We start from the raw sequence: 13275 nt of genomic DNA on the forward strand, positions 1-13275 counted from the left end.
AATCGTCGAGGATGATAATAGCAAAGGAGGAGGGAAGCAAATTGAGAAGAGGGACATTGAAGCAAATTTTACTAATTACCGACGGTTGTTCAAATCAGGGTGAAGATCCTGCAGCAGTCAGTTCCCTCATTCGGGAACAGGGGATTACGGTTAATGTCATCGGTGTACTGGAAGACGATCAATCGGAGCAGCCTGAAGGTCTTCAGGAAGTGGAAGAGATTGCATCAGCCGGGGGAGGGGTAAGCCGAATTGTTTTTGCAAAAGCCCTTTCCCAGACGGTTCAGATGGTGACCCGACAGGCCATGACCCAGACCATCCAGGGAGTTGTCAATCAGGAATTGCAGGAAATTTTAGGGTCAGAAAAATCCATGGATGATCTGCCCCCTGAGAAACGGGGAGAAGTGATGGAAGTTGTAGAAGAGTTGGGGGAAACATGCGATTTAGAAGTACTTGTTTTAGTGGACACAAGCGCAAGTATGACCAAAAAATTGCCTACAGTGAAAGAAGCCCTGGAAGATCTGTCATTAAGTCTTGGGGCCAGACCCGGAAAGAACAGATTTGCGATTTTCAGTTTTCCAGGGAAAAAACGGCATATTTCCAGGCTCCTGTCCTGGACCCCTTCCATCCAAAATATTTCATCGATATTCCCAAAATTGACGAGCGGAGGGATTACTCCAACAGGCCCTGCTTTAAAAGAGGCGTTGTTCCAGTTTGCCCGCACGCCGGAAATAAAAGAACGGAGAACATCAGATGAAATCTACTATGAAGAACCCGGTCATTGATGTAAAGCCTGGTACTTTTATAAACGGGAAGTGGCATCATCATACGTATCAGATTGTAAAAAAGCTTGGACATGGGGCGTGCGGCACCGTCTATTTAGCCTGCACTCAGTCGCAATATGTAGCATTGAAAATCAGTCATCAGCAGGCGTCCATTACAACAGAAGTCAACGTGCTAAAGGCACTGAATCAGGTCCAGGGAGCCCGCCTTGGGCCTTCTTTAATGGACGTGGATGACTGGCAAACCTCTACAGGAGAAACCCTGTCATTTTATGTTATGGAATATCTGAAAGGCTATGAATTGAATGCCTTTATTAGCCGAAAAGGCGAGGAATGGCTGGGTATTTTGGCGCTTCAGCTATTAGATGATTTGGATGCGCTCCATCAGGCGGGGTGGGTATTCGGGGATTTAAAACCAGAAAATCTCATTGTAATTGCTTCTCCGCCAAGGCTGCGCTGGATTGATGTCGGGGGCACAACCCGAATAGGCAGGGCGATTAAAGAGTATACGGAATTTTATGACCGGGGATACTGGGGGCTGGGCAGCAGAAAAGCTGAACCGGGGTATGATTTGTTCGCTCTGGCAATGGTGATGCTTCAGGTGTACTATCCAGGGCGGTTTGAGAAGGGGGCTGACCCGGTAAAAACGTTAAAAGAAAAACTGCACCAGCAGCAGATGCTTCAAAAATATTCCCCCTGTATCGAACGGGCATTATTTGGAAAATATAAATCCAGTAAAGAAATGAAGCAGGACTTATTAAACCATCTGACAACAAAACCAAAAAATCATGGGAAATCTGTTCAAAAAAGAGCACAGCCTGGCAAACATTCATCCCCTGATCATTATCGGATGCTGGAGTCTTTAGGGATTGGGCTTGTCCTGCTTTTGTTCAGCTTCGTATTTTTCATATTTCAATCCCTGTAAATCAAAAATGATAAAAAAATTCATTTTTTGTGATGTTCTCTTTGCAGTTCCTCCTTAGAAAGTGTAGGATATAAATGATACAGGAACAGCCGGGATCGGAGTGTGAGTGTTGATTCAAAAAAAGGTTCTTCATTTTGCAAAAAGACATAAGCTATTTAAAAAAGGTAGCCACATTTACATAGCTGTCTCCGGAGGACCTGACTCTCTGGCACTTCTCCATTTTTTTTCATCCATACGTAAAGAATATGAACTTACCCTGACAGCTATTTCCGTTGATCATCAGCTGAGGAAAAACGAATCTCTGCAGGATTTAGCATATGTCAGCGAAATTTGCAAGCGGTGGAATATTGAGTTTGCTGGAACTTCTCTAGATGTTCCTTCGTATAAAAAAAAGACAAAGATGGGGACTCAATCCGCTGCCAGAGAACTCCGCTATCGCTTTTTTGAACAGGTGATGAAGCAGGATTCGGAGCAATCTCCGCTTCTTGCTATGGGACACCATGGGGATGACCAGGTGGAGACGATGTTTATGCGGCTGATCAGAGGAACAAAGCCCGGGGGGATGCCGGTTAAGAGAAAGTTTGCAAACGGCTGGATCATCCGTCCGTTTTTATGTTTGACCAAACAGGAAATACTCACATACTGTGAACAACAGGGCATTGACCCGCGCGTCGATTCGTCGAATCTGTCACCTGTTTATACCCGAAACGCGTTTCGGCTTCATATGTTGCCATTTATCAAAGAATACAATCCCTCCATTCATGAAAATGTCCAATTGATCAGTGAATCTATACAGGAAGATGAACAATTTTTGGTTCAGCAGGCTGAAAAAGCAGTTGAACAGGCCGTTTCCTTTGCGGGGGTAAACACAGGTGCAAAAGTGAATCTGACATTATTTCGGTCCTTTCCTCGTCCTTTACAAAGACGTGCCTTTCATCTAATATTAAACTATCTTTACAGAAAACCTTCAGACGAACTTACATCTGTTCATCTGGAAAACATTTTTGAAGTCATGGAATCCAAGGACCCGAATAAAACCCTTCATTTTCCAAAACAATTGATGGTCAGAAAAACCTATGATGAATTGCTTTTTACGTTTGAAAAACGAAAAGAAACATCTTTTATCACTGTCATGCATCCTGGTGAGCCGATTGTACTGCCGAATGGATGGACAGTATATGCAGAGCGGATCGAGCAAAATCAGCCCCCTCCAGAACATTCGGAATGGGAGTTTGTTTGTGATGCTGAAGCAGTACCGATGCCTCTGGTTGTTCGGTCCAGAAAAGAAGGGGATCGCATTCGTGTTCGGGGATTGAATGGGAGAAAGAAGATAAAAGACATTTTTATTGACGAGAAGATTCCCAGAATGTTGAGGGACAGCTGGCCTGTTATAACGGATCAGAAGGGAAATATTCTCTGGCTTGCCGGTCTGAAAAAAGGGGAAGTTGACCACAAAACGGCTTCGAAATGGCTTAAAATCATAGTTGAAAAACCGGATACAAATAGGAGGAGCTGCAACATGTACAGTGATATTAAAGAAGTCTTAATCACCGAAGAGGAACTGCAAAAAAAGATCAAAGAAATCGCTGCACAATTAACAGAAGAATATAGCGGGAAATTTCCTCTGGCTATCGGGGTTTTAAAAGGCGCCATGCCATTTATGGCTGATTTGCTCAAACGGATGGAAACCCATCTGGAAATGGATTTTATGGATGTATCCAGTTATGGATCTGATACAAAGTCTTCCGGAGAAGTGAAAATTATTAAAGATTTAGACACAAAAGTAGAAGGAAGAGACCTGTTGATTATTGAAGATATTATTGACAGCGGTTTAACTCTGAGTTACCTGGTGGACTTGTTCAAATACCGGGGGGCAAAATCCATTAAAATCGTTACATTGCTGGATAAACCTGCCGGGAGAAAGGTGGATATAGAAGCGGATATTGTCGGGTTTAATGTGCCTGACGAATTTGTGGTGGGCTATGGACTCGATTATAATGAAAAATATCGGAATTTACCTTATATTGGTGTGTTAAAACCGGAAGTTTATTCCGAAAAATAAGAGTATGCAGAGAAATTTTGATCAGAGGCAGAGTTATTTTATAATAGTGTTTATTAGTTGTTCTTATACAAATGAATGTGGTACCATTCTATTAGTTTTGTCGTTTTGGGAGGAGGTAGGCAATGAACCGGATATTTCGCAACACAATCTTTTATCTAGTCATATTCCTGGTAGTCATTGGAGTCGTTGGTTTATTCCGCGGAACAAACCAGCAGACACAGAATTTAAATTACAGTGAGTTTTACGAAGCATTGAATAATGGTCAAATAGAAAGCATGACCATTCAATATACAAATCAAGTTTATGCCGTAACAGGTGAACTTGAATCAGGTGGTGAAAACCAGCCATTTGTTGTTGAAATTCCATCAACTGATCAGGAAATTGAACGGATTACAGCTGTCGCGGAAGAGCAGGGTGTCGAACTGGATTTTGAAGCGGCGGAAGAAGCAAGTGCATGGGTGAGATTCTTCACATCCATCATTCCGTTTATCATCATTATTATTCTGTTCTTCTTCCTGCTCAATCAGATGCAGGGCGGCGGAAACCGGGTCATGAATTTTGGAAAAAGCAAAGCAAGACTGTATAACGAAGAGAAAAACAAAGTTAAGTTTAAAGATGTAGCAGGCGCAGATGAAGAAAAGCAGGAATTGGTTGAGGTAGTGGAATTCTTAAAAGACCCGCGTAAATTTTCGCAGCTGGGAGCACGGATTCCTAAAGGGGTCCTGCTTGTCGGACCTCCGGGAACCGGTAAAACCTTGCTGGCAAGAGCTGTTGCCGGTGAAGCGGGAGTTCCGTTTTTCTCCATCAGCGGTTCTGATTTTGTAGAAATGTTTGTCGGTGTTGGTGCGTCCCGGGTACGTGATTTATTTGAAAATGCGAAGAAAAATGCACCGTGTATTATATTTATTGATGAAATTGATGCTGTTGGACGTCAGCGTGGCGCCGGATTGGGCGGGGGCCACGATGAACGGGAACAGACCCTGAACCAGCTCCTGGTTGAGATGGATGGCTTTAGTGCCAATGAAGGAATTATCATCATTGCTGCCACAAACCGTCCGGATATTCTTGACCCGGCGCTGCTCCGACCTGGCCGGTTTGACCGTCAAATTACGGTAAACCGTCCGGATGTAAAGGGCCGGGAAGAAGTGCTTAAAGTCCATGCGAAAAATAAACCACTGGATGATACGGTTAATCTGAAAACCATTGCCCTTAGAACGCCTGGTTTCTCAGGGGCTGATCTTGAAAACCTGTTGAACGAGGCTGCTCTTGTTGCTGCAAGAGCCAATAAAAATGCGATCGATATGGAAGATGTGGATGAAGCCATTGACCGGGTCATTGCCGGACCGGCGAAAAAAAGCCGTGTGATTTCCGAGAAAGAACGGAAAATTGTTGCTTATCACGAAAGCGGGCATACGGTGATCGGTATGGTCCTGGATGAAGCCGATATGGTGCACAAAGTAACCATTGTACCACGCGGGCAGGCAGGCGGTTATGCTGTTATGCTGCCAAAGGAAGACCGTTATTTTATGACGAAGCCAGAGTTGCTGGATAAGATTACAGGTCTGTTAGGGGGCCGGGTTGCTGAAGAAATTATTTTCGGAGATGTATCTACCGGTGCTCATAACGATTTTCAGCGTGCAACAGGCATTGCGCGTAAAATGGTTACCGAATATGGCATGAGTGATAAACTGGGGCCTGTACAATTTGGCAATCCAAGTGGACAGGTATTTCTTGGCCGGGATATCCAGAGTGAACAAAATTATAGCGATCAGATTGCCTATGATATTGATCAGGAGATTCAAAACATTATTAATGAGTGTTATGACCGGGCTAAACGAATCTTAACAGAAAACCGGGATAAGTTGGAGTTAATTGCTAAAACACTTCTTGAAGTGGAAACCCTTGATGCGGAACAGATTAAATCTCTGTTTGAAAAAGGGGAACTTCCGGAAAAGCCAGAGCCTGCCTCAGGCGAAGAAAAAGAAGAAACCAGTGACCAAAAACAGGATCAGGCATCCGGTGATGTCAAGGTCAATATTCAGACAAAACCGGATGAAAAAAATGATTCTGAAAAGCAGGATGACGAAAACAAAAATAATGATTAGTGATCCTGTCAACCAGCTGTATTTTTACCCTTGCTATTTTAGCAGGGGTTTTTCTTATTAATCAGGAAATGATACGATACGATTCAGCGTATATGCATCACTTTGTGTTCCTTCAGCTTCCGTCCTTGGCCTCTTGAAGTCCGGCCCTCCCCGGTTATTTTTCAGCAGTCTTCGCGGATAAGCGAATCACTTTGAGCTGTTCTTGTTTCTCTTTAGGAATAACTGCATGATGTGTGGTATGATGTCGGTAGTAAATGGTTCATATGCAGGATGGAAACCAGCTTTTTTTCATAAACAGACAGGAATGGCCAGCAACAAGAAAAAGGAGATGAAAACAGATGAGTGACTATTTAATTCGCGCAACAGCTTTTGATGGAAATGTACGTGCATATGCCATCAAATCTACTGAAACGGTCAATGAAGCATGCAGAAAACAGGACACATGGGCCACTGCATCTGCGGCTCTTGGACGGACGATTACGATAGGTGCCATGATGGGGGCTATGCTAAAAGGGGATGACCAGTTAACGATCAAGATTGAAGGAGATGGGCCGATTGGTGCCATTATTGTTGACAGCAATGCAAAAGGAGAGGTGCGCGGATATGTAAAAAATCCCCATGTACATTTTGATGAAAAAAATGAAAAAGGAAAACTGGATGTCAAGAGAGCTGTCGGAACCAGCGGATTTGTCAGTGTCGTGAAGGACCTTGGGCTTCGGGATTACTTTACTGGACAGGTTCCCATCGTTTCCGGAGAAATCAGTGAGGACTTCACGTATTATTTTGCAAGGTCAGAACAAATCCCTTCTGCAGTAGGTGCCGGGGTGATTGTGAACCCTGATTTATCCATTCAGGCATCCGGGGGATTTATCATTCAAATGATGCCAGGGGCAGAAGAAGATACGATTACACAAATTGAGAAACGTCTGGAAACGATACCTCCGATTTCCTCTATGGTTCGGGACGGCAAAACTCCTGAGGAAATATTAGATGTTTTGCTGGATGGGGGAAAGGTAAATGTATTAAATAAAATGCCGATTGCATTTAAATGCCGCTGTTCCAAAGAGCGGATCGGAAACGCGATTGCTGCACTCGGGGATGAAGAAATTCGGAAAATGATTGAGGAAGACCAGGGTGCTGAGGCGGTATGTCATTTTTGTAATACCAGATATCACTTTACAATCGGTGAACTGGAGAAGCTAAAGTCTAGATAAAGAGGTGGCCGATTTGTCAAGAAGGTTGTTGTGGGGAATCATTATTCTTCTTATAGCGACGAATATTGCAACTTTGATTGGATTTATAAACTATCAGTCGGAGGGGTCAATACCCCTTGATGTCGAAAATAAGGGAAAGGATTTGGGTAAACAAGTTGCGATTGTGGGTGATTCATCCATTGATCGGGAGGACTGGCTTCAGGAGTTAGTTGATGCTCACGGAGAAAAAGTTCTCGAACAGATGATTGATCGCGAGGTTGTTTCCAAGCTGGCGGATCATTATGAACTGAAATTGAACGAAAAGTGGATCGACAGAGAACTATCTCATATAGAAAACACCATTCATACATTTGATGAGAAGACAGTTAAAGAGATGCGAAAGGAACTGAGGGAGAACATTAAATACCGCCTTTATCTGGAAGAGTTGCTGACAAAGGACATCGTCGTTGAAGAACAGCGGATAAAAGCGTATTTTGACGAGAACGGCGATCAGCTGAATTTCCCGAAATCGTATCAGCTATCCCATATCGTTCTGGATGATGATCATGAAGTTCAAAAAGTACTTGCAGAACTTGAAGCGGGTGCTTCCTTTAGCATGCTGGCAAGGGAATATTCGATTGACCCTTTTACTAAGGATAAAGGTGGTTATCTCGGCTATTATGCTGAAGGGAATGTATATTTGCCACAACAGTATTATGATATTCTGGAGCAAATAAATCATGGGGAATATAGTTCTCCTTTTAAAACAGAAGAGGGTACTGTCATTTTATATCTTCATCGCACTTTGCCAGAAATTACGTTTACGTACGATGAGGTGAAGCACGCCATCAAACGAAGACTGGCTCTAGAACAGATAAATGTCAATCAGGCGAAAAAATATTTATGGGAAGAAGTTGGAGTGGAATGGATTTATGAAGAATCATAATCATGCCGCTGCATCCGCGATGGATTTGATCAATTGGCCGACAGACTCGTCAAAGGACGAGTTTTCTTTTTGAAAGAAAGATAAAACCAATGAAGCTGCACAGGGACGATGGCAGTTTTTCCGACTGGGAGGATTTGATCAGCCTCGGAGAGTCTGTATCCAGTGCTCTGGCCTGCTGCTTTCGAGCAGCGTCATGACTGGTTTTCCTGTAGATTTCTATAAATAGGGATCCTTTTTCTTAAGGTTTGTTCTGTCATGAGCTTTTTTACCAGCTAATGGACTTCCCTGTTTTCCTCGATTTTGGATTATTCATGATTTTGAAAGCGAGATTGTGTACAATAGAAAAAGCAGATCATGGACGAGAAAGGGCGATGTAGAATGGTCTACCGGTTGCGTGCAGGCAATCATTATTATGATATACATGAACAAACACTGGTTATGGGTATTTTAAATGTAACCCCTGATTCCTTTTCCGACGGGGGTAAGTATGAAGAAATCGATCAAGCGCTCCAACATGCCAAACAAATGGAACAGGATGGTGCCCATATCATAGATGTCGGGGGTGAATCGACCAGACCGGGACATGAACCAGTATCTGCCGAAGAAGAAATAAAACGTGTGATCCCGGTTATTGAACAGATAAAGGATGAAGTCAGCATTCCCGTCTCGATTGATACGTACAAGGCGGAAACGGCCCTGCAAGCCATTCGTGCCGGTGCCCATATCATAAATGACGTCTGGGGAGCGAAAAAGGATCCGGAAATTGCTGATGTAGCTGCAGAATACGATGTTCCAATTGTATTAATGCATAATCGTGACCATACCGATTACGATGACCTTCTAGAGGATATAAAAAAAGATTTAGAAGAAAGTATAACGATAGCTAAAAAGCGAGGGGTTAAGGATGATCAGATTATCCTGGACCCCGGAATCGGATTTGGAAAAACGATGGAGCATAACCTGTATATTATGCGGAGGCTGGAAGAACTAACTGTTTTAGGCTACCCTCTCCTGCTTGGGACATCAAGGAAAAGATTTATTGGACATGTTCTCGATTTACCTGTTCATGAACGGGTAGAAGGCACCGGAGCATCTGTATGTCTCGGTATTCAAAAAGGAGCGTCAATCGTTCGGGTTCATGATGTGAAAGAAATGGCAAGAATGGCAAAGATGATGGACGCCATGTTAGGGAAACGGGGGTTCAGCATTGGATAAAATTTTTATCAATGGCATGAAGTTTTATGGATATCACGGGGTCTTTCCCGAAGAAAACAGACTGGGCCAAACGTTTATCGTCGATGTCACACTGGAAGTTGACTTAATACCAGCAGGAAATAGTGATGATATAAAAGACAGTGTTGATTATGGGGAAGTTTATGAATGGACGAGACAGGTTGTTGAGGGCAGCGCCAGGAACTTAATCGAGACCGTAGCTGAAGATCTGGCTGCATTACTTTTCAGGAAGTACGAAACCATTCAGAGGGTGAAGATTAAGGTTACCAAGCCGAATCCCCCTATTCCTGGTAATTATGAAGGAGTAGGCGTGGAAATTTGCAGGGAGCGTTGAACATGAACCGTTTTTATATCGCTCTGGGTTCTAATATTGAACCCAGAAAAGATTATTTAGATCTGGCCATTCAAATGCTGCAGGAACATCCTCAAATAAAAGTGGCCGCACGGTCATCGGTGTATGAAACGGAGCCTGTCGGCTATGTGGATCAGTCTTCATTTCTGAATATGGTGATTAAAGGGAAAACTCTGTTATCACCGTTTGAGTTGCTGGATGTTTGCCAGACTATAGAGTACCGGCTTGGCAGAAAGAGGGAAATGAAGTGGGGACCAAGGACCATTGACCTTGACATTCTGATGTATAATAATGAGAATATTGAAACTGAGCACCTGATGATTCCACACCCCCGGATGTTTGAACGAGCATTTGTATTAATACCTTTTTCTGATCTCGATGGCGATTTGCCCATTGACGGAATCACCATCAATCATTATATCCGAAAGTTATCAGATCAAGAGAGAAAAGGAGTGCGAAAATGGATGCCGATAAGTGGGGAAGAAGGATTCGATCATTCCGCAAATTAAAAGGATATACCCAATTGGAATTAGCTAAAGCGTTAGGTTATTCTGTTTCTGTGCTTGGAGAAGTGGAAAGGGGCATACGAAAACCAGATGATTTAATGATTGAAAGGATTTGCACTGTATTGGAAGTTAGCCCTGAGGAATTGTCTCCGGAGGAATAAACATAAGTTTGAAGGAGGGGCCGCGATGTTTAAAATTGGAGATATCACCATCCCGAACAGAGTTGTTCTTGCACCAATGGCTGGTGTGTGTAACTCAGCTTTCAGGCTGACGGTCAAAGAGTTCGGAGCTGGACTCGTTTGTGCCGAAATGGTCAGCGACAAAGGGATTGTTTATAAAAATGAAAAAACTTTAAATATGCTGTATATAGATGAAGATGAAAAGCCGATGAGCCTGCAGATTTTTGGCGGTGAAAAAGAAACCCTGGTGGAAGCAGCATCGTTTGTTGACCATCATACCAATGCCGATATTATTGATATCAATATGGGTTGTCCGGTGCCAAAAATCACAAAATGCGATGCAGGCGCTAGATGGCTACTGGAGCCGGAAAAAATATATGAAATGGTTTCAGCTGTAGTTCAAACAGTTGAAAAGCCAGTAACCGTTAAGATGAGAAGCGGCTGGGATGAAGATCATATCTATGCAGTAGAAAATGCAAAGGCGATTGAAGAAGCAGGTGCCAGAGCAGTAGCCGTCCATGGACGTACGCGGGCACAAATGTATGAAGGAAAAGCGGACTGGAACATTATTAAACAAGTTAAAAAAGCGGTAAATATTCCGGTTATCGGCAACGGGGATATTACCACTCCTCAGGAGGCGAAGCGCCGCCTCGATGAAACGGGTGTTGATGCCGTAATGATTGGAAGAGCAGCATTAGGCAATCCATGGATGATCTATCGTACGGTAAAATATCTCGAAACAGGTGAATTAATCGGAGAACCGGAACCCAGGGAAAAAATCGATGTATGTAAGCTGCATATGGATCGCCTCATCCGTCTTAAAGGAGAAAAGGTAGCCGTCATGGAAATGAGGAAACACGCAGCATGGTACTTGAAAGGCATGCGGGGCAATGCCAGAGTAAGGCAGCGAATTAACGAATGCGAGACCCGTGAACAACTGGTGAATGTCCTGGATTGTTATGTTCAGGAGTTAGAAGCCGAAGAAAAGGTTTCCTGATCGCAGGCTTTATTTGAATCATTCACGTTTTACAATTATGATGAACTGGAGTGATCAACCATGACTGAGGAATTAAACGATTTAATGAGGGCCCGGCTTGAAAAGTTAGAAACCTTAAAAGAGCAGGGGATTGAACCTTTTGGTGATAAGTTTGAACGCACGTTTCAGTCCGGTGACCTCAAACAAACATATGATCATTACTCTAGAGAAGACCTTGAGGAACAAGCGGTCGAGGCTGTCATTGCCGGACGTATAATGACCAAAAGGGGAAAAGGAAAAGCCGGATTTGCCCATATTCAGGATCTGACAGGCCAGATCCAAATTTATGTTCGCAAAGATACAGTAGGCGATGAAACTTACGAATTGTTTAAAACAGCTGATATCGGAGACATTGTGGGCGTAACAGGTGTGCTGTTCAAAACAAAAGTCGGCGAATTATCTGTGAAAGCCAGAGACTTTCACATTTTAACCAAATCCCTGCGCCCGCTTCCTGAAAAATTCCACGGATTAAAAGATATCGAGCAGCGTTACCGTCAACGGTATCTTGATTTAATTATGAACCCGGAAAGCCGGGATACTTTTATTACTCGAAGCAAAATCATTCAATCGATTCGGCGCTATTTAGATGAAAATGGTTTTCTGGAAGTGGAAACACCGATGATGCACTCCATACCGGGGGGGGCTGCGGCCCGTCCATTTATTACCCATCACAATGCGCTGGACATTCCTTTATATATGCGTATCGCTATTGAACTGCATCTTAAGCGTCTGATTGTGGGTGGCCTGGAAAAAGTCTATGAAATCGGACGAGTCTTCCGAAATGAAGGCGTTTCAACCCGGCACAACCCAGAATTCACCATGCTGGAACTTTATGAGGCTTATGCAGATTTCCATGACATTATGGACTTAACGGAAAACTTAATCGCACATGTAGCTAAAGAAGTATTGGGTACGACTAATATCAAGTATGGAGATTTCGATATCAACCTTGAGCCGAAATGGAACCGGGTTCACATGGTTGACGCCATTAAAGAACATACGGGAGTAGACTTCTGGAAAAAGATGAATGACGAAGAAGCAAAACAGCTTGCAAAAGAACATGGTGTAGAAATAAAGGAAACAATGACCTTTGGCCATATTGTTAATGAATTTTTTGAACAAAAAGTTGAAGATAAACTCATTCAGCCTACTTTTGTATATGGCCACCCAGTAGAAATCTCACCCCTTGCCAGGAAAAACAAAGAAGACGCCAGGTTCACAGATCGATTTGAATTATTCATCGTAGGAAGAGAACATGCCAATGCTTTTTCGGAACTTAATGATCCAATCGATCAGCGAGAGCGCTTTGAGGCTCAGTTGAAAGAAAGGGAGCAGGGAAATGATGAGGCTCATATGATGGATGAGGATTTCATCGAGTCTCTGGAATATGGCATGCCTCCAACAGGCGGTCTGGGAATCGGAATTGACCGACTTGTGATGTTATTAACAGATTCACCATCCATCCGTGACGTTCTTTTATTCCCACAAATGCGCAATAAATAGAATAATATTCAAGAACTACTTTACTCAGTTCTCCTCAGAGAGGGCTGAGTTTTTTATTGTCATATAAGTGTAGAATAGGAACAGTGCCACGGACATTGATCTAATCTCCAGGGAATAACCGATCCGGATGTTCTTCATATCCCCCTTCTTACTCGTGAAAATCAGAGAGGTATAGGTAAACGAACTTCTTCTTATAATAATTTGCTAAAAAATAACAGAAAAAAGTTTATTTTAAGGACTTGATTTCATTGTTTAATCGTGATAAATTATTAAACGTTGCGATAAGAAAAGACAAAAAAAATTGACAAAAAGAATTGCATTTGTTATACTAAAAAGGTCGCCATTTTTAGAAAACGCGGCTTTTCGAACCTTGAAAACTGAACAAAACAACTTGTAACGCCAGAAGCGAGAATCAAATGATTCAAACAAATTTTTTGGAGAGTTTGATCCTGGCTC

Annotated in this window: 12 protein-coding genes; all 12 read left to right on the forward strand. The window is 42.9% G+C overall.

The window, feature by feature from the left end; all coding sequences use genetic code 11:
- Positions 1 to 11 precede the first annotated feature (11 nt).
- Entirely contained in the window at positions 12 to 782 is a 771-nt protein-coding gene (locus EDD68_RS13205) for a vWA domain-containing protein (RefSeq protein WP_341540283.1), read from the forward strand.
- Positions 751 to 1704 carry a protein kinase domain-containing protein gene (locus EDD68_RS13210; protein ID WP_132372764.1) on the forward strand — a complete coding sequence of 318 codons (954 nt, stop codon included), beginning with the start codon at positions 751 to 753 and terminating at the stop codon, positions 1702 to 1704. Before EDD68_RS13205 ends, EDD68_RS13210 begins: the two co-directional genes overlap by 32 nt.
- A gap of 109 nt (positions 1705 to 1813) precedes the next feature.
- Positions 1814 to 3766: a hypoxanthine phosphoribosyltransferase gene (gene hpt / locus EDD68_RS13215; protein ID WP_165902188.1), complete on the forward strand. Its 1953-nt coding sequence runs from the start codon at positions 1814 to 1816 to the stop codon at positions 3764 to 3766.
- A gap of 122 nt (positions 3767 to 3888) precedes the next feature.
- A complete protein-coding gene (gene ftsH, locus EDD68_RS13220; RefSeq protein WP_132372766.1) occupies positions 3889 to 5871 on the forward strand; it encodes an ATP-dependent zinc metalloprotease FtsH in 1983 nt (660 codons plus the stop codon).
- 338 nt (positions 5872 to 6209) lie between these two features.
- Entirely contained in the window at positions 6210 to 7085 is an 876-nt protein-coding gene (gene hslO / locus EDD68_RS13225) for an Hsp33 family molecular chaperone HslO (RefSeq protein WP_132372767.1), read from the forward strand.
- Between the two features lie 13 nt (positions 7086 to 7098).
- The gene (locus EDD68_RS13230) at positions 7099 to 8010 is read left to right on the forward strand and encodes a peptidylprolyl isomerase (protein ID WP_165902189.1); all 912 of its coding nucleotides are present in this window, start codon (positions 7099 to 7101) and stop codon (positions 8008 to 8010) included.
- A gap of 378 nt (positions 8011 to 8388) precedes the next feature.
- Entirely contained in the window at positions 8389 to 9225 is an 837-nt protein-coding gene (folP, locus tag EDD68_RS13235; RefSeq protein ID WP_132372769.1) for a dihydropteroate synthase, read from the forward strand.
- Positions 9218 to 9577 carry a dihydroneopterin aldolase gene (folB, locus tag EDD68_RS13240; protein ID WP_132372770.1) on the forward strand — a complete coding sequence of 120 codons (360 nt, stop codon included), beginning with the start codon at positions 9218 to 9220 and terminating at the stop codon, positions 9575 to 9577. Before folP ends, folB begins: the two co-directional genes overlap by 8 nt.
- Positions 9578 to 9579: 2 nt before the next feature.
- Entirely contained in the window at positions 9580 to 10104 is a 525-nt protein-coding gene (gene folK, locus EDD68_RS13245; RefSeq protein WP_132372771.1) for a 2-amino-4-hydroxy-6-hydroxymethyldihydropteridine diphosphokinase, read from the forward strand.
- Positions 10056 to 10262 carry a helix-turn-helix domain-containing protein gene (locus tag EDD68_RS13250; RefSeq protein ID WP_132372772.1) on the forward strand — a complete coding sequence of 69 codons (207 nt, stop codon included), beginning with the start codon at positions 10056 to 10058 and terminating at the stop codon, positions 10260 to 10262. Before folK ends, EDD68_RS13250 begins: the two co-directional genes overlap by 49 nt.
- A 25-nt stretch (positions 10263 to 10287) precedes the next feature.
- Complete coding sequence (gene dusB, locus EDD68_RS13255; protein ID WP_132372773.1) at positions 10288 to 11277, forward strand: tRNA dihydrouridine synthase DusB; 990 nt, start codon at positions 10288 to 10290, stop codon at positions 11275 to 11277.
- A 60-nt stretch (positions 11278 to 11337) separates the two neighbouring features.
- On the forward strand, positions 11338 to 12819 hold the full coding sequence (gene lysS, locus EDD68_RS13260) for a lysine--tRNA ligase (protein WP_132372774.1): 1482 nt from the start codon (positions 11338 to 11340) through the stop codon (positions 12817 to 12819).
- Positions 12820 to 13275: the final 456 nt, after the last annotated feature.

Source organism: Melghiribacillus thermohalophilus, assembly GCF_004342905.1.
Classification (GTDB): Bacteria; Bacillota; Bacilli; order Bacillales; family Alkalibacillaceae; genus Melghiribacillus; species Melghiribacillus thermohalophilus.

What these genes read in the sequence shown, in the direction of transcription:
- EDD68_RS13205 (WP_341540283.1), top strand. Translation starts at nt 12, where the DNA reads ATGATAATAGCAAAGGAGGAGGGAAGCAAATTGAGAAGAGGGACATTG.
- EDD68_RS13210 (WP_132372764.1), top strand. Translation starts at nt 751, where the DNA reads ATGAAATCTACTATGAAGAACCCGGTCATTGATGTAAAGCCTGGTACT.
- ftsH (WP_132372766.1), top strand. Translation starts at nt 3,889, where the DNA reads ATGAACCGGATATTTCGCAACACAATCTTTTATCTAGTCATATTCCTG.
- hslO (WP_132372767.1), top strand. Translation starts at nt 6,210, where the DNA reads ATGAGTGACTATTTAATTCGCGCAACAGCTTTTGATGGAAATGTACGT.
- folP (WP_132372769.1), top strand. Translation starts at nt 8,389, where the DNA reads ATGGTCTACCGGTTGCGTGCAGGCAATCATTATTATGATATACATGAA.
- folK (WP_132372771.1), top strand. Translation starts at nt 9,580, where the DNA reads ATGAACCGTTTTTATATCGCTCTGGGTTCTAATATTGAACCCAGAAAA.
- EDD68_RS13250 (WP_132372772.1), top strand. Translation starts at nt 10,056, where the DNA reads ATGGATGCCGATAAGTGGGGAAGAAGGATTCGATCATTCCGCAAATTA.
- dusB (WP_132372773.1), top strand. Translation starts at nt 10,288, where the DNA reads ATGTTTAAAATTGGAGATATCACCATCCCGAACAGAGTTGTTCTTGCA.
- lysS (WP_132372774.1), top strand. Translation starts at nt 11,338, where the DNA reads ATGACTGAGGAATTAAACGATTTAATGAGGGCCCGGCTTGAAAAGTTA.